Annotated in this window: 15 protein-coding genes and 1 riboswitch; of the genes, 5 read left to right on the top strand and 10 right to left on the bottom strand. The window is 41.5% G+C overall.

Translation table 11 applies throughout. From position 1 onward, the window contains the following. Positions 1-44: 44 nt before the first annotated feature. Positions 45-554, bottom strand: a complete 510-nt coding sequence (locus PTRA_RS06640) for a peptide-methionine (S)-S-oxide reductase (protein ID WP_058373156.1) — start codon at positions 552-554, stop codon at positions 45-47. Positions 555-717: 163 nt separating this feature from the next. Here PTRA_RS06640 and PTRA_RS06635 point away from each other — a divergent pair, with 163 nt between their 5' ends. Beyond that, positions 718-2,586, top strand: a complete 1,869-nt coding sequence (locus PTRA_RS06635) for a TonB-dependent receptor plug domain-containing protein (protein ID WP_058373155.1) — start codon at positions 718-720, stop codon at positions 2,584-2,586. A gap of 411 nt (positions 2,587-2,997) precedes the next feature. On the opposite strand, the gene PTRA_RS06630 is transcribed toward PTRA_RS06635, so the two are convergent. Further along, positions 2,998-3,261 carry a YkgJ family cysteine cluster protein gene (locus PTRA_RS06630; RefSeq protein WP_011327924.1) on the bottom strand — a complete coding sequence of 88 codons (264 nt, stop codon included), beginning with the start codon at positions 3,259-3,261 and terminating at the stop codon, positions 2,998-3,000. A gap of 160 nt (positions 3,262-3,421) precedes the next feature. Here PTRA_RS06630 and PTRA_RS06625 point away from each other — a divergent pair, with 160 nt between their 5' ends. The 3 genes from PTRA_RS06625 to PTRA_RS06615 all read left to right on the top strand — a co-directional run bounded on the left by PTRA_RS06625 (position 3,422) and on the right by PTRA_RS06615 (position 9,604). After that, complete coding sequence (locus tag PTRA_RS06625) at positions 3,422-4,597, top strand: efflux RND transporter periplasmic adaptor subunit (protein WP_011327923.1); 1,176 nt, start codon at positions 3,422-3,424, stop codon at positions 4,595-4,597. 2 nt (positions 4,598-4,599) lie between these two features. Continuing rightward, complete coding sequence (locus tag PTRA_RS06620; protein ID WP_058373154.1) at positions 4,600-7,749, top strand: efflux RND transporter permease subunit; 3,150 nt, start codon at positions 4,600-4,602, stop codon at positions 7,747-7,749. Between the two features lie 184 nt (positions 7,750-7,933). Beyond that, the gene (locus tag PTRA_RS06615; RefSeq protein ID WP_058374539.1) at positions 7,934-9,604 is read left to right on the top strand and encodes an RluA family pseudouridine synthase; all 1,671 of its coding nucleotides are present in this window, start codon (positions 7,934-7,936) and stop codon (positions 9,602-9,604) included. A 62-nt stretch (positions 9,605-9,666) separates the two neighbouring features. Here the strand turns inward: PTRA_RS06615 and PTRA_RS06610 are convergent, their stop codons facing one another. Together PTRA_RS06610 and PTRA_RS06605 are read right to left on the bottom strand one after the other, a co-directional pair. Next, the gene (locus tag PTRA_RS06610; RefSeq protein WP_011327920.1) at positions 9,667-10,290 is read right to left on the bottom strand and encodes a LysE family translocator; all 624 of its coding nucleotides are present in this window, start codon (positions 10,288-10,290) and stop codon (positions 9,667-9,669) included. A 120-nt stretch (positions 10,291-10,410) separates the two neighbouring features. Then, positions 10,411-11,346, bottom strand: coding sequence for a LysR family transcriptional regulator (locus PTRA_RS06605; RefSeq protein WP_058374538.1), 936 nt, complete (start codon positions 11,344-11,346; stop codon positions 10,411-10,413). A 168-nt stretch (positions 11,347-11,514) separates the two neighbouring features. On the opposite strand from PTRA_RS06605, the gene PTRA_RS06600 reads away from it, so the two are divergent. Next, entirely contained in the window at positions 11,515-12,171 is a 657-nt protein-coding gene (locus PTRA_RS06600; protein WP_058373153.1) for a nitroreductase family protein, read from the top strand. A gap of 72 nt (positions 12,172-12,243) precedes the next feature. On the opposite strand, the gene ribB is transcribed toward PTRA_RS06600, so the two are convergent. The 6 genes from ribB to carA form a co-directional block, all read right to left on the bottom strand. Continuing rightward, the gene (gene ribB, locus PTRA_RS06595; RefSeq protein ID WP_058373152.1) at positions 12,244-12,897 is read right to left on the bottom strand and encodes a 3,4-dihydroxy-2-butanone-4-phosphate synthase; all 654 of its coding nucleotides are present in this window, start codon (positions 12,895-12,897) and stop codon (positions 12,244-12,246) included. Positions 12,898-13,056: 159 nt separating this feature from the next. Next, positions 13,057-13,238: riboswitch (FMN riboswitch) on the bottom strand. 64 nt (positions 13,239-13,302) lie between these two features. Next, positions 13,303-14,361 carry a S66 family peptidase gene (locus PTRA_RS06590; protein ID WP_058373151.1) on the bottom strand — a complete coding sequence of 353 codons (1,059 nt, stop codon included), beginning with the start codon at positions 14,359-14,361 and terminating at the stop codon, positions 13,303-13,305. 207 nt (positions 14,362-14,568) lie between these two features. Beyond that, positions 14,569-15,414: a magnesium transporter gene (locus PTRA_RS06585; RefSeq protein ID WP_058373150.1), complete on the bottom strand. Its 846-nt coding sequence runs from the start codon at positions 15,412-15,414 to the stop codon at positions 14,569-14,571. 521 nt (positions 15,415-15,935) lie between these two features. Beyond that, the gene (greA, locus tag PTRA_RS06580) at positions 15,936-16,412 is read right to left on the bottom strand and encodes a transcription elongation factor GreA (RefSeq protein WP_058373149.1); all 477 of its coding nucleotides are present in this window, start codon (positions 16,410-16,412) and stop codon (positions 15,936-15,938) included. Between the two features lie 53 nt (positions 16,413-16,465). Next, the gene (gene carB / locus PTRA_RS06575) at positions 16,466-19,684 is read right to left on the bottom strand and encodes a carbamoyl-phosphate synthase large subunit (RefSeq protein WP_058373148.1); all 3,219 of its coding nucleotides are present in this window, start codon (positions 19,682-19,684) and stop codon (positions 16,466-16,468) included. 16 nt (positions 19,685-19,700) lie between these two features. Next, on the bottom strand, positions 19,701-20,837 hold the full coding sequence (carA, locus tag PTRA_RS06570) for a glutamine-hydrolyzing carbamoyl-phosphate synthase small subunit (RefSeq protein WP_058373147.1): 1,137 nt from the start codon (positions 20,835-20,837) through the stop codon (positions 19,701-19,703). Positions 20,838-21,081: the final 244 nt, after the last annotated feature.

The following is a 21,081-nucleotide window of genomic DNA, read 5'->3' as shown; positions in this document are numbered from 1 at the left end:
AAAAACAATCGCTCTTTGCATAATTGATATAGCAGACTTTCGCTTTATTTCGATTTATATTTATGTAATAACTCAGGTGGTATATGGCAATAGTCATCAGGGAAGTTAGTTAGCCGGTCTTGGTGCTCTGCATCGCTTGGAACATAATTGGTTAGCAGCTGAACTTGTACCACTATTTTATCTGCATCAGCGCGTTGGTTTATATAGTCGTTTGCAATTGTTAAGTGACATTGCTGTTTACTATAAATAGCACTACGGTATTTTAATCCAACATCGTTACCCTGCTTATTAACACTGTAAGGGTCAATAATCTCAAAAAAGTATTCAATCAGTTTATTGAGTGTCACGGCTGTTATATCAAAGGTTACTTTCACGCATTCGGCATAACCGTCGTATTCACCTTGTGTATTATTATTTGTGCCATTAGCTCGCCCTGCCTCAGTGGTAACAACGCCGGGTAAGTACTTAATAAACTCTTGTACCCCCCAAAGGCAGCCTCCGGCAAAGTAAATGCTTTCTAGATGCGAATTGTCGTTTGTTTGTACTGTGCTCATAAAATCAATTACCCTACTTTACGAATGATTATCAAATGCAATTTTTTAAGATTAATATACAATACCAAGCCAAATTACAATTATTTGACTACTTTATCACGCCTTAACAGGGTGTTTCGGATTTAATTGTTAGCACAATTACATATACAAAAATGAGAAAAACATGAATCGTGCCCCGCGCCTTATATTACCTATATTATTACCTACATTGCTATGCAGTGTTACTGGCTTTGCCTACGCTGAAGTACAAACTAAAAATGCCACAGCAATAGAGCAAATAACGGTTGAAGCTTCCCCTACTGCAAATAAGGAACCCGTGGGCACCTTCGACTCACCGGTTTCTAATTTAGAGTATGATCCGCGTGTTGATGTGCAATCGCGTAATATGGCCGAAGCACAAGCCGATGTAACCATTCGTGGTGGTATTTTCGAAAATACTGGTTTTAGGGTTGGCAGCGCAACGTTGTTCGATCCGCAGTCGGGACATTACTTTGCCGAAATTCCTATAGCGCCACAAATGTTACGTGGCCCAGCTATATTCACCGCAGCAGATAATGCACTTTATGGCGTTAACAGCTCCGTTGGTACAGTATCGTTTGCTTGGAAGCCAATTAGTACCGGTGGTAGCGTATCACTTGGGGTTGGCAGCAATGACTTTAATTTACAAAGCCTGCATGCGGGCGTGAATATACCATTGGATGGTATTTCCGATTGGCAGCTGGGTGTAGAAGGCGAGTTTTCTCACTCACAAAGTGATGGCTCTATTGATTATGGCGATCATGACTTTACCCGCGCCTCAAGCCGTGTTCAATTGGTGGGCCCAGACTCACAAACCGATCTGTTTTTTGGCTCTCAAGAAAAGTTTTTTGGTTGGCCAAATTTGTATACTCCATTTGGGGTTAACGAAACTGAAGATCTTAAAACTCAGCTATTTATGCTCAACCATAAACAAAACTATGGCGCCGAGAGCTCGTTTGAAGTATCTACATATTATCGTAAACACGAGGATCACTATGTGTATTCTCGTGAAAACCCAATGTCGTTCGAAGCGTTTCATCAAACCGATGTTAAATCACTAGCACTTTCGGGGCGCCATGCGCACAGCGCGTCTTTTGCACTCAATTATTCTGCGCAATTTATTAATGATTCGATTGAATCGACCACGCTTGAAAATAATTTCACCTCACGTAATTATTATAAAGTAAGTGTGCTGCCAGAGTACCAAATGGCACTTGAGAGCGATCAACACCTTACTATTCGCCTTGGTGCGGCTTTTGACGATACTAATCGCGATGATTCTGAAATTTCACTTATTGGTGATATAACTTTAAATACACAAAACAGCGACGGCACTGAGCGCACTGTTTATTTATCGTATGCACAGGCAAGCCAAGTAGCAGGCTATACCGCAATTGGCGGCAGTGACACTGGCGGTTTGTTTAGAAGTAACTACAACCTTGAGCGCGAAACCACTAAAAACCTCGAGCTGGGTTTATTATTAGAGCGACAAAGTTGGCGCTTTAACTCTGCTGTTTTTTATCGCCAAGATGATAACTTAACCGATTGGACTTATAGTTTAGATGCCACTTCTGCCCGCTTTGCCAATCCGGTAGATATTAATACCTCGGGGGTTGAGTTTCTTGCCACTAAGCATTTTGATAACGCAGAAATTATTGCCAGTTATAGCTTTTTAAAAAAATCAGAGAATTATGGCGCAGCCGATATAGATGCTAGCTTTTACGCATTAAACTACCCAGACCATAGGCTAACCCTTGCGGCTATTTGGAACCCAACAGATATTTTAGAGTTTCGTATAGATAACGAATGGCGCAAACAACATGAAAATACGCTGCGCAGTGGCGATGATGATGCGTTATTCACTCATTTAACCTTAAAAATAATGCCGCCGCAGATTAAAAACTTATTTATTACATTGGCCGCAGATAACCTGTGGAATGAATCGTTTCAAGAGATCCCGGGCACTCCTGGACGTGGCGAGCAATATACGCTAAGCGCAACCTATAGCTGGTAGACCCCTTCACAAGCAAGCTTATTATTTACCAGGTGGTTGTAGATGATAGGCTTGCTCACGTGAAAAGTACAGTTCAATTATTTAAAGTAAAACACTATTGTACAAAGAGCAGATAATGGGAGTAAATGAGTCAATATATAATCCTAAGTTCGGATAATAAGGACTTATTTCGGGTCTATCTCTTCCTCTAAAAGCGCAGCGTCTCTTAACCTCTTTGTAAGTAAATCACTTTACAGGCTTTGCCCGTCACGCAAGCAAGCTTCGCATCTACAAAAACAGCCACAAACCTGTACTTTAATCGTAAGCGTTGAGCTTGCTGCTGCGAAAAGCGCGGCTTTCAATTTTTGCATTCAAGTATTTAAAACACTTATTCATAAATAAATGTAAATATGTGTGTATTAAAAACGAGGATTAAGTCAACTCTTCAAGCTCAGTAATAAGCGCTAAAGCCTGCGCATTAGTTGTACCGCATACATCCAGTGTGGCGCTAAAATCGCTGCACACTTTTGGCCGACTAGCGTCGCCAAATAACTTACATAAATTACGCTCATCTAGCTGAATACAACGCTCTCCGGCCTTTTTACCGTTTGGCATTCCTGGAATGGGTGAGCTAATACTTGGCGCAATACAACATGCCCCACAGCCTAACCGACACGCCATAGGCTGTGTTTTCATAATAACCTCAATATAAATATATTTGTTTGCTGCTGCATTTTTTAGTCATGCCTTAAATAAACAGGTAGTGAAGCGCAATGCTTTGTTACATCTTTAAATGCTTTGTAAACATTTTATTGCGTATTATTAGCTGGTCACCACAATTATGAAGGAATGCCTCGTGGCTTCTAAAAAACAAATAATACTGCCGTTTGCGGTTTTAATTGGCGGAATTGCGTTAGCTTTCGCTTTTTCAACCATGAAAACGCCACCCGAAGAAAAACCAGAACAAGATACTCGCCCACTTATTGCCACGCAACACGTTCACCTTGATGCAATAACACTCGATGTAAAATCTTACGGTATTGTAAAACCAAAAGATAAAACAGAGTTAATTGCACAAGTAGGTGGGCAAGTTATTTCGGTTGCCGGGCAGTTTGTTGAAGGCGCATTTGTAAAACAAGGCGATATTTTAGCACGAATTGATCCAAATGATTACGAAGCCGACTTAATTGAAGCCCAGGCCGGTTTAGCCCAAGCAAGTTCTGCACTCGAAATAGAACGTGCTCAAGCCCACGTAGCAAAAGCAGAATGGGAGCGAATTAAAGCCGATGCCAGCGATGCAATTGCATCTCAGCTGTATTTACGTAAACCGCAACTCGCCGAAAAAATGGCACGTTACCGCTCAGCGCAAGCCAGTGTTAAACGCGCTAACCGCAACCTTGAACGCACTTACATAAAAGCCCCCTACAACGCGATAATTAATGAGCGCAGCATTAGCTTAGGCTCAGTGGTAAATCAAGGAAGTCGGTTGGGTGCATTAAGTGCCATAGCAGTTGCTGAAGTACGTTTACCCGTGGCCGATAACGAGCTGCAATTCTTAAGCAACGGCGGCATAAACGCAAACGTCACTTTTAGCGCCCAGTACGCAGGTAAGCAAACAACATGGCAAGCTAAAATAATACGCAGTGAAGGCGTGGTTGATCAAAAAAGTAGAATGAGTTACTTAGTCGCGCAGCTTGCTACTCCTTATGCTAATAACAGCCAACCACTGCGATTTGGCTCTTACATTAATGCCACTATTGAGGGACGCGCACTCGATAACGCTATTATTGTGCCGCATCATTTAGTAAAAAATAATAAAATTGCCATTTTAAATAATAACTTAACCCTATCGTTTAAAACCCTCAATATAATTCGTGAGCAAAACGGCATGATAATAGCCAATCAAGGTTTAAATGAGGGTGATCAGCTTATTACCTCAGCGCTTGAATACCCAACCGAGGGCATGGCCGTTAAAATTGAAGAAACCACGCCTAATAGCGATGTAACCCAGCTTGCCCTTAAAGAGGAATAACCATGAGTACTCGTGAAAAAGGCTTAATTGCCTGGTTTGCCCGAAACCCCGTAGCCGCAAACCTATTAATGATTTTTATATTAATTGGCGGTATTTTAACGGTATTTACTATTCGCAAACAGATGTTTCCACAGTTTGAAAGTAATTGGATCAGCGTACAAGCTGTTTACCCTGGGGCTGCTCCGCAAGAGGTTGAAGAAGGTATAACCATAAAAATAGAAGAAAACCTAGAAGGAATTGAAGGCATAAAACGCCTTATCACTTATTCTAACCGTGGGTTTTCGCAAGCCTGGGTTGAAATAGAAGAGCAATATAATCCCCAAGACGTACTTGACGAAATAAAAGTTCAGGTTGATTCAATCAATACTTTTCCTGCCGATATGGAGCGTCCTGTGGTGCGCCGCGATAAGTACGAGCAAGAGGTTATGATCCTCGCGCTGTATGGCGACATGAGCAACTACCAGCTAAAAGAGCTAGGTAATAACATAAAAGACGAACTCCAAGCCCTGCCTAATATTAATTTGGTTGAGTTTAATGCTGGCCTAGATTACGAAATAGGCATAGAAGTGAGCCCAGATAAACTGCGTGAGTACGGTTTAACATTTAGAGATATTGCCAGCGCCGTACAAAGCTTTTCGGCCAATATGTCGGCTGGGCAAATTCGCTCAAAAAATGGCTATATTTCTATGCGGGTAGAAAAGCAAGCCTACCGGGGTAACGAGTTTGCAAAATTGCCGCTTATTACCCTGCCCGACGGCGCACAAATTTATTTAGGCGATGTAGCTACTATTAACGATGGCTTTGCCGAGGGCCTACAATATTCAAAGTACAATGGTAAAAATTCATTGTCGTTTGAAATAAACGCCTCAAAAGATCAAGATATTACCGACGTAGCCAAAGTACTTAAAAGTTACATGGCAGCAAAAGAATCGCAGTTACCCGCAGGTGTAAAGCTAACCCCTATTCTTGATTTAACTTACTACCTTGAAGGTCGGCTTGATATGATGGTCGATAACATGATTTGGGGTGGCTTGTTAGTCATGCTAGTACTGGCTTTATTTTTACCATTACGCTTAGCGTTTTGGGTGATGATGGGCTTACCCGTGTCGTTTTTAGGCGCATTTTTATTTATGCCAATTGGCTTTTTAGACGTAACAATTAACTTAGCCTCATTATTTGCCTTTATTTTAGTGCTCGGCATAGTAGTAGACGACGCCATAGTAGTTGGCGAGTCGGCGAGCGCCGAAATAGAAAAGCACGGCCACACTCTAGATAACGTAGTACGCGGAGTTAAACGCGTTGCTATACCAGCAACCTTTGGCGTACTGACCACTATTGCCGCCTTTTTACCACAAACTTTAGCAACAGGCCCAGGTGCTGCGTTTTCAAAAGCGATTGGTGGCGTGATTATTTTATGTTTGATTTTTTCTTTGATTGAATCAAAACTAATTTTACCCGCACATATTGCTGCTATGAGTAAGCGTAAACCTAACCCTAAAAACCCACTGTATCGTATTCGTACAGTGATGGATAACGGCTTAAAAAGCTTTGTTAGCCATTATTACACGCCCTTTATTGGCCACTGTATTCATTATCGTTACACAGTAATAATAGGCTTTATGTGCTTATTAATTATTAGCGCTGGGATGTTTGCAGGAGGATTAGTTAAATTTGTTCCTAACCCTAAAATACCGCATGATTTTCCACGTATTCGAATAGAAATGAACTTGGCTTCTTCGGAGCAAGCCACCTTAGAGACGGCACAAAAAATAGAAAGTGTGCTGCTAAAAGTAGATCAACAACTACAACAGCAATATGGTAAATCGATGATCCGCGATTTATCGGTCAGTTTACGTGGCCGTACACTAGCCAATATTATGGCTATTTTAGTAGAGCCCGATTTACGCCCCATAGACACCTTTGCGCTAAGTGCATTGTGGCGCGAGCAAATGCCTCCACTGCCGGGTGTTAAAACCCTCACCATTGAAGATAGCATAATGAACGGTGGCCGTGATGATGGTGATATTAGCTTTAAACTTGAAGGTAAAAATGCTGCCGTACTTAAAGAAGTTGCCGCTAAATTAAAAGCCAAGTTACAAACTATCGAAGGCGTGGGCGATGTAAACGACTCAATGCAAAGCGCCACCGACGAAGTACAACTTGATTTAAAACCGCTTGCCTACAGTATGGGCTTAACCCTTGCCGATGTAGCGTCGCAGGTGAGCTTTAGTTATTACGGTCTAGAAGCACAGCGTATTTTACGCGAAGGTGAAGAAATTAAAGTAATGATACGCTACCCCGAAGATGAGCGTAATTCTATTAGCGATATTCAAAGTGTACGTATTATTACTCCAAGCGGCGCAGAAGTACCGCTTAGCGAAATAGCGCAAGTAAGTTTAGTTGATGGGGTAAATCGTATTCGACGCGAAGACTCAAAACGCACCGTTAATGTGTGGGCAGCGGTAAATACCGACAAAGCAGAGCCTTTTGCTATTGCCGAGGAAATTCGGGATCAGTACCTGCCCGCTTTATTAAAAAGCTATCCGGGTGTACAAAGCGACGTAGCTGGGCGTGTTCAAGAAGAAATGGACAGTGCTGATGAACAAAAACGCGATTTTGCATTATCGATGATCATTATATTTGCGCTACTGGCTATTCCGCTACGCTCTTACTCGCAGCCGCTTATTATTATGTCGGTTATTCCATTTGGCGTCATTGGCGCTATGTTTGGCCACATGATTTTAGGCATGACCATGAGTAGCTTATCAATGTTTGGCATTATTGCCGTGGCCGGCGTAGTGGTAAACGATTCGCTCGTGATGGTTGACTTTGTAAACAAAGCACGCGCTGAAGGTGTGCCTATTAAAGAGGCGGTAATGCAAGCTGGCGCTCGGCGCTTTAGAGCAATTTTACTCACCTCAGTGACTACATTTATTGGCGTTATGCCTATTATTATGGAAACCAGCTTACAAGCTAAAATAGTTATCCCTATGGCTGTATCACTGGCTTTTGGGGTGTTATTTGCCACCGTAATAACGCTAATACTTATTCCGTGTCAGTATGTGGCGCTAGAGGACACTAAGCGCTTAATTGCTAAAATGCGCGGTAAACCCCAAATGGTAGATGGCCACCCAACCACAACAAATAGTTAATTATAAACAGTCCAACCCAACCTACAAAGCTCGGTATTTAATACCGAGCTTTTTTTAATCGCAACGCCACAACTTACCTGAAATATGGATAACACAGGTTACACAACACACTTAGTGACATAGCAACGACTATGTTATTATATTGGCTAATTATCTCGTTAAAAATTTCATTATTATATTACCCATGCCAAATATTGCTTCTTGCTTTACGCTATTTTCAGCGCCTGTAAATCACATTGCGCTACCAGACAAATTTACTTTTCCTTTTTACTATGAGCCTAAAGCAATTGCTGTAGCAGCAACCGAGCAGTTGCAACAACAGCTCGAAACACAGTTAGAGTACTTGGCAAATCCAGCTAATAATGAAGAGTCGGGTAAAATGTTTGGTGTACTAGTGGTGCAAAATAATCAGCAACAGCTTGGTTATTTAGCCGCTTACTCAGGGCAACTTGAAGGCGTAAGCAGTAAAATTAACTTTGTACCTGCCGTGGCCGATATGCAGCTACACGATGCTGAGTATTTAGCACAAAGCAGCATTATTAATAATATTAACGCCCAATTTGAGCAGCTTGAAAATAGTGAGCAATTTAGCACTCTTAATAACGCATTTAACCAAGCCAATGCCACTTATCAGCAGCAGTTAGAAGCGCAGCAAGCGTTAATGCAAGTTAGCCGCCGAATGCGTAAACAACAACGTACTGATGCAAGTACTCAGTTATCTCCAACTGACTTTGAGCAGCTAAAAATTCAATTAGCTGGGCAAAGTATTGTCGAAAAAAAGCAACTACAAGCACTAAAGCAGCAATGGCAAAGTAAACTCGACACCCTGCAGCAAGCTCTAAATAATATTACTGATGAAATTGCACACTTAAAAAAGCGCCGTAAAACACTTTCTAAAAATTTACAAAAAAAGCTGTTTGCGCAATACCAGTTTTTAAATGCCGATAACGAAACCAAAGATCTAAACGCTATTTTTGCACCTTTGCCTGAACATACGCCACCAGCAGGCGCAGGAGATTGCGCCGCGCCTAAGTTATTGCAATATGCGTATCAACATAATTTAAAACCTTTATCTTTGGCAGAATTTTGGTGGGGCGCTGCGCCTAAATCAGCTATTAGGCATCATAAACATTACTACCCGTCTTGTTATAGTAAATGCCAACCTATTTTAGGGCATATGCTCAAAGGCTTACATGTAGAAGAAAACCCATTATTGATCAACCCTGCTATTGGTAAAGATTTAACTATTATTTACCAAGATCACGACATATTAGTGATCAATAAACCGGCTGAGTTTTTGTCCGTTCCTGGGGTTAATATTGAAGACTCGGTTTATTTGCGCATTAAAACACAATTTCCACACGCTACCGGCCCGCTCATTGTGCATCGCTTAGATATGTCGACGTCAGGGTTATTAATTATTGCACTCAATAAAAGAGCCCATAAGGCCCTGCAAAAACAGTTTATAGAGCGTACCATCGAAAAACGTTACGTTGCTTTAGTTGCCGGAAATGTAGTTGAAAACAGCGGCACAATTGACTTACCTTTGCGCTTAGATTTTGATGATAAACCACGTCAGTTAGTGTGTTATCAATACGGTAAAGCATCCCTTACTACTTGGCAGGTATTAGAGCGAAAAGATAATATTACCCGCTTGCACCTTTACCCTAAAACGGGGCGTACGCACCAACTAAGAGTACATTGCGCGCATAAGTTAGGCTTAAATATGCCCATAGTTGGCGATGATCACTACGGTGAAAAAGCCAATAGATTACATTTACATGCCGAGTACTTATCGTTTTGCCACCCGATTAATCATCAGCCGTTAGAGTTTACAGTTGCGCCCGACTTTTAATAATAAGCGAGCCTAGGGCTGTTGACTTTTTATTGTTAAAATTTGCTCTCAAGGTGTTTTGTTTAAACGCCTTGGGAGAATACCTGCAGCGTAATTTCTTTCACCACAGGTGCTACCGATAAAACCAGTAACGCCGACATAGTATAATTAAAGTAGCGTCTATAACGTTCAGACTTTAATACTTGCTTTAATAATGTACCAAAAAATAACCACACTCCCGCACACGGAAAAGCAACCAACAAAAACGTCAGTGCTAATGTAAAACTTTGCCCGTAATAACCTGCGCCAACGGTTGTAAACGCCGCAATAGCGCCGGTGGCTACAACCCATGCTTTACCATTTACCCACTGAAATAATGCTCCTTTTATAAAAGTAAGCGGTTTGGTTTGGCTATTTGTTGAGTTAACACTGCCAGATTTAGCAATAAGCCATGCTAAATACAGCAAGTACAGTGTTCCTAAGCACTTAATAATTAAATGCAAATTAGGGAATAACGCAAATAATTGCCCAAAGCCTAAGCCAATGAGTAGTATCATTAAGGCAAAACCAATACAGATCCCCGTAAGTAAAGGTAGGCTTTTTCGCACGCCAAAGTTTACCCCTGAGGTCATAAGCATGATGTTATTTGGCCCAGGAGTGACCGAAGCTGACACAGCAAAAAATACGGTTGCAACTAAATAATCCATAAGCACACCTTATTAAAAGTCCTTTATTTAAATTTAACTGCCCGACTTAATATTTACCACCTTAAGCTAAAGCCTTATATTTATACCCTACACTTAAAATTATCAAGCGTAAATAAGTGGCTAGTCCAATACACTTTTATCTATAATACCTTTGGCAATTAACTGTTTTAAAATTGTGCGGCATTTTTCGCGGCACACATCGCGCAGTAAACGCACTGCTGGAGTAATCGATTGCCTGCTTGGGCAAATAAGCCATAACTCACCGCTAACATGTTGATAGTTTGGCATCAGCGTAACCACCCTATCGGCCAGTAAATCGTCTGCTATATCGAGCGCTGACTTAACCGCCAGCCCTTTACCTGCAACGCACCAGCGCCTAACTAAATCGCCATCGTTAGAGGCACGCCTACCTTGCATTTTAACTTTAAACTTACTTTGCCCGTCGGTAAATTCCCAGTTGTTATTTATAATGTCTTGTAGTTGATAAAACATACCTTGATGACGATTCAATTCGTCTGGGTGATTGGGGCTGCCATGTGCTATTAAGTATTCTTTAGTGGCGCAAAGGAGCCGTGGAACGTTACAAATTTTAAAACCATACATATTAGTATCGCTAGGAGATCCATAACGCAGCGCTATATCGACCGAATCACGATAAAAATCGACGTTACTGTCGCTTATATGTGTTCTTAAACTGAGTTTTGGGTAATTATCCATGAGCTCATCAATCCAGGGGATCACTAAATTACGCCCAAAATCTGATGAAAGTGCAACGCGCAACTCTCCCTCAATTTCATCGTGTTCGCCTTTGAGGTTTTGTTTTGCTTGCTCTAGCACCGCAATTGCTTGCTCGCACTGAGGAATGTAGCGCTCACCCGCTGCCGAAAGGCGTAAGTGGCGTGTTGTTCTTATAAACAGCTCACTGCCAAGGGCTAACTCTACACGCTTAATGGCGGCACTCGCGGTTGCAGTGCGCATATCGCATTTTGCTGCTGCTAAAGTAATACTTCTAAACTCTGCAACTTTTAAAATAAGCTTAAGATCGTCTATCTGCATATTATCTATTTTTATTTGATAATGTTTCAATTATTATGCTGTTTATTTTTCACAAAGCAAAGCGTATATTAGCTGCCATTCGCACTAAGCACTTATTACGCTAACCAATCGTTAATTTTTATCTGTTAAGTATGATTGTTTTAAAATTAAATTTACCCGGAGAAAACCATGACTCACCCTATTATTAGCGATTTAGAAAAACGCCACACGGCCAAACATTATGATGCAGCTAAACGTATTAGCGATCACGACATTAACGTAATTTATGAAGCTATGCGTTTATCGCCTTCATCAATTAACTCACAACCGTGGAAGTTTATTGTTATTGAGTCTGATCAGGCTAAACAACGTTTTCATGACAGCTTTGCTAATATGTTTCAGTTTAATCAAAAACACGCTAAAACAGCATCGCATATTGTGCTTTTTGCTCACAAAACTAACTATACCCGTGATGATTACGCACGCGTTATAGACACAGATATTAAAAATGGGCGCACGCAAAGCGAAAACCGTGAACACGCTTTTGGCGCATTTGCGTTTGTAGATATGAATACCGATGAGCAAGGCAATAATGCAACTTGGACTAAAGCGCAAACTTACATTGCACTTGGTAATACCATGCACGCAGCTGCTCGTTTAGGCATTGACTCAACCCCAATGGAAGGCGTAGATGCGCAGTTACTTGGCGAAATTTTTGCTAAAGAATTAGATGGTTACGTATGTGATGTTGCATTAGCACTGGGCTATCACGATAGCGCTGAGGACTATAATGCTAAATTACCTAAATCGCGTTTAGACGCTGAGCAAGTAATTCAGGTTTTATAATCGCGCTTATCGCACGTTTATAATAATTAAAACCCCTGTTTAATTAAATTAAACAGGGGTCTTTTATTGCTGTTAACTTACTTTTTGTTGTGCAATTTGAATGTACTGCACTAAATCTTCAATCGATACCACTGGCATATTATGCTTATTTGCATAACCGCTCACCTCAGGTAAACGCGCCATTGAGCCATCGGGGTTAGTTAGCTCGCAAATAACACCAAACGGCTTTAAACCGGCAAGTTGCATTAAATCAACAGATGCTTCGGTATGGCCACGGCGTACCAGTACTCCACCCGTTTTAGCTTTTAAGCCAAATACATGCCCTGGGCGTGATAAATCCGCAGGTTTAGCATTGTCGGCTGTGGCGGCTTTAATAGTTGTAACTCTATCGGCTGCAGAAACGCCGGTAGTTACGCCCTCTTTGGCCTCAATGGTTATGGTGTAAGCGGTGTTATTTTGACTGGTGTTATGAGTAACCATTTGCGGTAGGTCGAGCTGCTTTATGCGCTCCTCCCCCATGCATAAACACACAATGCCGCTGCCTTCGCGGATCATCTCAGCCATTTGTGCGGTGGTTAAATGCTCGGCTGAAAATACAAAGTCACCTTCGTTTTCACGGTTTTCGTCATCAACAACCAATACACCTTGGCCTTGCTGTAGTGCGGTAATGGCATTTTCGACGCGCGTTAACGGCTCGCCAAATTGAGTAAGTAGAGACTGAATCATCATTATATTCCTGATTAAAAATAAATAGATTCAGGACACTGAAAGGATCGATAAAATAAACTCTAAAAGCATTAAAGTATAAGTACCAACAATAACTTAAATTAAAAAACGCAAATAGCACACAGCCAAAAGCCGTGCACTATTAACGCTATATTTAAGCCATATTCTCTTTCATCCGGACTGTAACCGTCGGCTCTGGCATCTCACCAGATCTGCTGACCTTTGGTATTATATAAAACAACAAAGCGCTCGCGGGCTTATTTAAACACTACAAATGTAATTAAAAATAGTGAGTTAAACATACCGCCGGTGGGGAATTTCGCCCCGCCCTGAGAATGTACTTAAATAACGTATTATAAAAGCCAACTTATTATACCCCTGTACCGACACGTTATTCAAAGCCAATTAAGAGAGCGACGTATTTAATGACGCTTTTATTACTCTGCCTTCGTTTATATCGGCAATTAATGTGCAAGTAGCACCATTAATTAAATTTAAGTTAGGTGCAATATGGCCTATATCGGCATCTATAATAACCGGAAAAATGCAGCCTCCAAGCGCTACATTTAATGCGTGGCGATAGTCAAAATCAGGGTTTTTACCTTGGGTAATTTCACTGCGGCCGATAATTATGCCGTTAATGTCGTCAAATATACCAGCTAGTTTTAACGCCAGTAAAAATCGCGCTACGGTAGTGGGGGTTAATTCTGAGTTTTCTAAGTATAAAATTAGCCCTTCGGGCGCGCTGTGTTTTTTAAATTCATGCAGATCTAAAAATGGTGAATCAAGTAATAAACCCACGGTATCTAGGCAGCCACCAAATAAACGCCCCGACATTTCGATAGTACGCTGATCAAAGTAATTTAAGCATTGCCATTGAGTCGCCTCGGTATAATTAAATAAGGCTTCTGGATGCTGTGCATAATCGGGGGCTGCTTTTTGATAATGTGTAGATGGTGCCTGGGTAAACTCACTATTTGCTGCATAACTTAGGGTTTCAAATATTTGTAAGCAATATGGGCTTTTTTCATTTGGGTGCAATTGCATTAAATTGGCACAATGCAGTGTTGCCCATTGGCATTTAGCAGTGAGTGCACAGGCCACCGTGCTCACATCAGAAAATCCCACAAGCCATTTGGGTTTAGCCTGTTTAATGGCATTAAAATCAAGTTGCGGCAGTATTTCCATCGCAAGCTCGCCACCAAAGGGAGGCATAATTGCATCAATACTATCGTCAACTAAAAAGCCCATTAACTGCTCTGCATGGGCTTTGGTAGCTAATTCTGCTGTTGCTTCGCTGCGCCGTAAAAACGCCCCCTCAATTACTTCATAGCCACGCTGTTTTAAACCATTTATTACACTCTCTAAACGAGCATGATATTTAGCCGCGATCCCTTCTGAAAGCGAACACACCGCAATTTTAGAGCCTACTTTTAAAGGTGCCGGATAAAGTATATTAGCCATTATTTTCCTTATTTGAGAGGACGTTAAACCGTATTGCTCCATATCAGCATAGATCAAATTGATGGCAGATGAATAACCTAGAGGAATTTTTAGTTAAAGTAATTGTTTGAGGAGGGAAATGCGCAAGAATATATTCAAACTAGGTTTTGCGCTAATTACTGAGTGTTAAGTGATTAGCGCAAAACATATAAACCTAAAACTTTTGGTTTAACCTATTTCTAAAAAATAGTTAACTACGGTAAAGTAAATCCACATCCCTGATATATCAACAATTGATGCCAATACAGGGCTCACTAATACCGCGGGATCTAACTTAAGTGCCCGCGCTAAAATAGGTAATAACCCCCCTAACGTAGTAGAAATAGTTACCTGAATAAACAATGCCACTGCAATGGCCATCGCAATTATATTTAAATCGAACCCACCTGCAGATTTAACATCGCTAAAAAATAAAATTCGAATAACCATTACGCCCGCCACCGCTAACGCAAGACACACTGCAATTTGGCTTTCTTTAAGAAGCACAGCAAACCATTGCCTTTTTTTCAGCTCGCCTGTCGCTAACGCCCGTATTACCAAAGTTGCCGCTTGTGAACCTGTGTTACCGCCCGCAGCCGCAATAACCGGCATGTACACTGCCAACAATACTAACTGGCTTAATGTGTCTTCGTATTGAGTAATAATTAACCCAGATACTATACCTAATAACGCTAACACGACGATCCAGCCAATACGCTGTTGTACATGCCCCAGTGCCGAGGTATTTAAATAACTTTGCGCTGTTTCAACTTCTGAATGAATAAAACCCAACTGATGCGCATAATGTCGAGCGAGTTTGTCGTATCCGTCTTTTTCTAAACGACTTATTAAGTCTTGTACATAAGTAATTGAACAGTGTTGTAAAATAGCAACCGCTTCTTCAACATCCATTATTGTTAATAAGTGCACTTGTTTATTATAGCTGTGCGCTAAAAACACTTTTCTAGCCGCCCCTATTTCTGCTTGAGAAAAATGTGGGTTGTTTTCTACATAGTTTTTGCTCATTACCGTCATGGCGAATCTCCCGATTGGCTAATGTCAGGCTAATTGTGTTTTATTTAAATTAATAACAGGGCGCTCAAACAGTTAAAACTACTGTTTAACTAATAGTCATTAACTAGGAGTAAAACACATTAGCGTAAGGTAACGACCATCAAATAATGAAACTATATGACTGGTTAAAATACCTGCGCATTAGTAACCATAATCAGCACGTAATAAGGCTAATTTCATTATTTATATCTAGGTGTCTGAGAGAAGAAAAATAGGAAAGAATAAAATTACTCTACCGCTTAGGTAGATTTATAGAAGATAAATACCAATACGGGTTATTTTTCTGCCCTCAATCTAGAGGGATGGTCGGTATCGTTCATAAATATCTCCGAGTAAACTGCTTAATTTGCAGCCTGTATATGGTAACAAAGTAAAATTTTTAAGGCTAATTTATAAGGGCTGTTTTAACACTTTTAAACACTTTAAAACAAAAAAGCCAGTGTACTAATACACTGGCTTTTATTTACGCGTAAAGTGAGTTATTAAATATACTCAACCTCGATGATCTCGTATTCAACGGTGCCTTTAGGGGTTTCAATGTTCACAGCATCATCTGCTTGCTTACCAATTAAACCTCGTGCGATCGGTGAATTAACCGAAATACGATTATTTTTAATACTCGCTTCGTCATCACCAACAATCTGGTATTTAACTTCAACATCAGTTTCAACGTTGACAATAGTAACTGTTGTACCAAAAATAACTTTGCCGGTATTAGGCATTTTAGTTACATCAATTATTTGTACATTTGAAAGCTTAGCTTCAATTTCTTGAATTCGGCCTTCACAAAAACCCTGTTGCTCACGCGCAGCGTGATACTCAGCATTTTCTTTTAAGTCACCATGTTCTCGTGCAACTGCAATATCGCTGACGATTTTAGGACGGGTAACTGTTTTTAATTCGGTAAGTTCTTTGCGCAGTAAATCTGCACCACGAACTGTCATCGGAATTGTTTGCATACTTTTTCTCACTTAATCCCAAGGCCGCAATTTAACGGCCTTGGCACATTTCCTTAGTTCAATCGCAGGTGTAGTTCTTGAACTGACGTCACCTTCCCACGGTCATCTGCTTGGTTTGCTGTACAGTTTGCAAACGCCGCATTTAAGGTCGTAGTATAGTTGGTTTTGTGCTGTAAAGCACCACGACGTAACACCTTCGAATCTTCAATCGCTTGGCGACCTTCTGTGGTATTAACAATATAGCTATACTCGCCACTTTTGATTCTATCAAGAATGTGCGGGCGCCCTTCAAATACTTTATTTACACGGCGAACCGCAATGTCAGCATTTTCAAGTGCAGCAGCTGTGCCACCTGTTGCGTCTATTTCAAAACCAAGGTCTGTCATGATTCTGGCTAGTTCAACAATACGTGGCTTATCGCTATCACGCACGGATAATAGCGCGCGACCACCGCGTGGTAAAGTATTGCTTGCACCTAATTGTGCTTTTGCGAACGCTTCGGCGAAAGTATCACCAACACCCATCACTTCACCGGTTGAACGCATCTCAGGGCCACGGATTGGATCCACACCTTGAAACTTAGCAAATGGTAAAACAACTTCTTTTACGCTGTAATATGGAGGAATAACTTCTTTAGTTATACCTTGGCTTGCCAAAGACTGACCCGCCATACAACGTGCAGCTACTTTTGCAAGCGCAACACCGGTTGCTTTTGATACAAACGGTACAGTACGTGCAGCACGTGGGTTAACTTCAATTAAATACACTAAGCCATCTTTAACAGCAAACTGAGTATTCATTAAACCAACCACACCAAGCTCAAGTGCCATATCAGTAACTTGCTTGCGCATTACATCTTGTACTTCTTGCGATAGCGTATGAGCAGGTAATGAACACGCTGAGTCACCTGAGTGAACACCCGCTTGCTCTATGTGCTCCATGATGCCGCCAATAATTACTTGCTCGCCGTCGCAAATTGCGTCAACGTCAACTTCAATCGCGTTATCTAAAAAGCGGTCTAGTAATACTGGTGCTTCGTTTGAGGCTTGTACTGCTTCGGTCATGTAGCGACGTAAGTCTTGCTCGTCGTATACAATTTCCATAGCGCGACCACCAAGTACATACGATGGACGTACTACTAATGGAAAGCCAATTTCAACTGATTTTAAAATTGCTTCTTCAGTTGACGTTACCGTAGCGTTTTCTGGTTGCAGTAGATTTAAACGCTCAACTAATTGTTGAAAACGTTCGCGGTCTTCTGCACGGTCGATTGCATCTGGCGATGTACCAATCACTGGCACGCCATTCGCTTCAAGTTCACGCGCTAATTTAAGCGGTGTTTGACCACCGTACTGCACAATGACACCCACTGGCTTTTCAACACGTACAATTTCTAGCACGTCTTCAAGGGTAATTGGTTCAAAGTATAAACGATCTGAGGTGTCGTAATCGGTAGATACCGTTTCAGGGTTACAGTTAACCATAATGGTTTCATAACCGTCTTCACGCAGTGCAAGCGAAGCGTGTACACAACAGTAATCAAACTCAATGCCTTGACCAATACGGTTAGGGCCGCCACCAATCACCATGATTTTGTCACGGGTTGTTGGGTTAGCTTCACACTCTTCATCGTAAGTTGAGTACATGTAGGCTGTGTCTGAGCTAAACTCTGCAGCACAGGTATCAACACGCTTATATACAGGTAATATGTTTAGCAAATGACGCTTTTTACGAATTTCAGCTTCTGATACGCCAGCAATTTCTGCAATACGTGGGTCAGCAAAGCCTTTACGCTTTAACTTACGTAGGAAGTCGGCATTTAAACCTGCCATGCCTACGTCGCTAATTTTTGCTTCGTCTTTTAAAATGTCTTCTATTTGTACTAAGAACCAGCGGTTAACTTTTGTCAGCTCGTAAACATCATCAACGCTCATACCATGGCGCATTGCATCGGCAATATACCAAATACGCTCTGCACCTGGCTCGCGTAGTTCACGAATGATAATTTCTTTTGCTTTAGGGTCGTCAAGCGCCACAATTGGGTTAAACCCAGTTGCGCCCACTTCAAGGCCACGTAATGCTTTTTGTAATGACTCTTGTTGGTTACGACCAATCGCCATTACTTCGCCTACTGATTTCATTTGCGTGGTTAAACGGTCGTTCGCACCAGCAAATTTTTCAAAGTTAAAGCGAGGTATTTTTGTAACTACATAGTCAATTGCCGGCTCAAACGACGCTGGTGTTTTACCGCCAGTAATATCATTTTGTAGCTCGTCAAGTGTGTAGCCTACTGCTAATTTTGCTGCAATTTTAGCAATTGGGAAACCCGTTGCTTTTGACGCTAATGCTGATGAGCGTGATACGCGTGGGTTCATCTCAATGATAACCATACGGCCATCTTCAGGATTAATACCAAACTGTACGTTAGAGCCACCGGTTTCAACACCAATTTCACGTAATACCGCCATAGAGGCGTTACGCATAATTTGGTATTCTTTGTCGGTTAATGTTTGCGCTGGTGCAACTGTGATCGAATCACCCGTGTGCACACCCATAGGGTCAAAGTTTTCAATGGTACAAACAATAATACAGTTGTCGTTTTTATCACGTACAACTTCTGTTTCGTATTCTTTCCAACCAATCAGTGATTCATCAATGAGCAATTCGTTCGTTGGCGATAAGTCTAAGCCGCGCTCACAAATTTCTTCAAACTCTTCTAGGTTATACGCTACACCACCACCGGTGCCGCCCATAGTAAAAGAAGGCCTGATAATACACGGTAAGCCAATGCGTGTAATGATGTCTCTTGCTTCATCCATTGAATGAGCAATTTCAGCACGTGGGCATTCTAAACCAATGTTTTTCATTGCTGTATCGAAACGTTCGCGGTTTTCTGCTTTGTCGATTGCATCTGCTGTTGCGCCAATTAGCTCAACGCCGTGCTTAGCCAATACACCGTGCTTGTCTAATTCAAGCGCACAGTTTAATGCTGTTTGCCCACCCATAGTCGGTAGGATTGCATCTGGCTTTTCTTTTTCGATAATTTTTTCTACAACTTCCCAGTGAATTGGTTCGATGTACGTCGCATCGGCCATATCAGGGTCGGTCATAATTGTTGCTGGGTTTGAGTTAACTAATATAACTCGATAGCCTTCTTCTCTTAGTGCTTTACACGCTTGTGCACCAGAGTAGTCAAATTCACAAGCCTGACCAATAACAATTGGGCCTGCGCCTAAGATAAGAATGCTTTTTATGTCGGTACGTTTTGGCATTATTACTCCGGTTAAATTAGTGTTTACGCGCTTGCATCAAATCGATGAAGTGATCAAATAGTGGGGCGGCATCGTGCGGGCCTGGGCTTGCTTCAGGGTGACCTTGGAAGCTAAACGCTGGCTTATCTGTACGATGAATACCTTGCAAAGTACCGTCAAATAACGATGTGTGCGTAGCACGCAGGTTATCAGGTAGCGTAGTTTCATCGGCAGCAAAACCATGGTTTTGTGCGGTGATCATCACTACATCACGTTCTAAATCTTTAACTGGGTGGTTGGCACCATGATGGCCAAACTTCATTTTGACTGTTTTAGCACCTGAGGCAAGCGCTAATAATTGATGGCCTAAACAAATACCAAAAATAGGAATTTCGGTTTCTAAAAGCGTTTTAATTGCATCAATGGCATAAGTACACGGTGCTGGATCGCCCGGGCCATTAGATAAAAAGATACCATCTGGGTTTAATGCTAGTACGTCAGCGGCAGAAGTTTGCGCTGGTACTACAGTCAATTTACAACCACGATCTACAAGCATACGTAAAATATTACGCTTAACACCGAAGTCGTAGGCAACAACATGAAACTTTTCATCAGCCGCGTTTAAGGTTTTAAAACCTGCGCCTAATGTCCAGCTTGATTCGCGCCACTCAAACATTTCCTTGGTTGAGACTACTTTTGCTAAATCCATACCTTTTAAGCCTGGGAAGGCTTGCGCGGCTTGAAGCGCTTTGTTTTCGTCTAATTCGTCACCGGCTATAATACACCCGTTTTGAGCGCCTTTATCACGCAAAATACGCGTTAGCTTTCTGGTGTCGATGTCCGCAATACCTAAAATATTACGTTGTTTTAAGTAATCATCTAACGATTGCTCGCTACGAAAATTACTTGCTAGCAGTGGCAAATCACGGATCACTAGGCCTTTGGCCCATATTTGATTCGCTTCTTCGTCTTCGCTATTAGTACCCGTATTACCTATATGTGGGTACGTCAAAGTTACGATTTGTTCCGCGTATGATGGGTCAGTCAAAATTTCTTGATAACCAGTCATAGACGTATTGAATACTACTTCACCTACTGACATGCCGTCAGCGCCGATTGCAGTACCGCGAAACACTGTGCCGTCTTCTAGGACTAACAGAGCGGATTTAGTCAAATTAACCTCCTAACAGTAAAAAACGAGGCTAAGCAAAATGCTTAACGCCCCGCCAATACCCAGGCGATTGTTAAAGCGAGTTTTGTGGATAAAGTTATTTTATAAACAGTGTTAAATGACGCCGATAACGAGCTTTAAACCTTAATCATTTTTTCTTGCCTTTAAACGACTTTATTCCCACTGAACCCTGCTTTTTTCAAGCCACTTGGGTATAATTGGAAACACGCGATTATTAATTTTTGGC

The sequence above is a fragment of the Pseudoalteromonas translucida KMM 520 genome, from assembly GCF_001465295.1.
Lineage (GTDB): Bacteria > Pseudomonadota > Gammaproteobacteria > Enterobacterales > Alteromonadaceae > Pseudoalteromonas > Pseudoalteromonas translucida.
The sequence above is the reverse complement of the archived record's forward strand: the minus strand, read 5'-3'. Positions and strand labels throughout refer to the sequence as shown.

Excerpts from the sequence above, each read along its gene's own strand:
- PTRA_RS06610 (WP_011327920.1), bottom strand. The coding sequence starts at position 10,290 with ATGGATTATTTAGTTGCAACCGTATTTTTTGCTGTGTCAGCTTCGGTC.
- PTRA_RS06600 (WP_058373153.1), top strand. The coding sequence starts at position 11,515 with ATGACTCACCCTATTATTAGCGATTTAGAAAAACGCCACACGGCCAAA.
- PTRA_RS06630 (WP_011327924.1), bottom strand. The coding sequence starts at position 3,261 with ATGAAAACACAGCCTATGGCGTGTCGGTTAGGCTGTGGGGCATGTTGT.
- carB (WP_058373148.1), bottom strand. The coding sequence starts at position 19,684 with ATGCCAAAACGTACCGACATAAAAAGCATTCTTATCTTAGGCGCAGGC.
- PTRA_RS06615 (WP_058374539.1), top strand. The coding sequence starts at position 7,934 with ATGCCAAATATTGCTTCTTGCTTTACGCTATTTTCAGCGCCTGTAAAT.
- PTRA_RS06605 (WP_058374538.1), bottom strand. The coding sequence starts at position 11,346 with ATGCAGATAGACGATCTTAAGCTTATTTTAAAAGTTGCAGAGTTTAGA.
- PTRA_RS06620 (WP_058373154.1), top strand. The coding sequence starts at position 4,600 with ATGAGTACTCGTGAAAAAGGCTTAATTGCCTGGTTTGCCCGAAACCCC.
- PTRA_RS06585 (WP_058373150.1), bottom strand. The coding sequence starts at position 15,414 with ATGACGGTAATGAGCAAAAACTATGTAGAAAACAACCCACATTTTTCT.
- PTRA_RS06590 (WP_058373151.1), bottom strand. The coding sequence starts at position 14,361 with ATGGCTAATATACTTTATCCGGCACCTTTAAAAGTAGGCTCTAAAATT.
- greA (WP_058373149.1), bottom strand. The coding sequence starts at position 16,412 with ATGCAAACAATTCCGATGACAGTTCGTGGTGCAGATTTACTGCGCAAA.
- ribB (WP_058373152.1), bottom strand. The coding sequence starts at position 12,897 with ATGATTCAGTCTCTACTTACTCAATTTGGCGAGCCGTTAACGCGCGTC.
- PTRA_RS06635 (WP_058373155.1), top strand. The coding sequence starts at position 718 with ATGAATCGTGCCCCGCGCCTTATATTACCTATATTATTACCTACATTG.
- PTRA_RS06640 (WP_058373156.1), bottom strand. The coding sequence starts at position 554 with ATGAGCACAGTACAAACAAACGACAATTCGCATCTAGAAAGCATTTAC.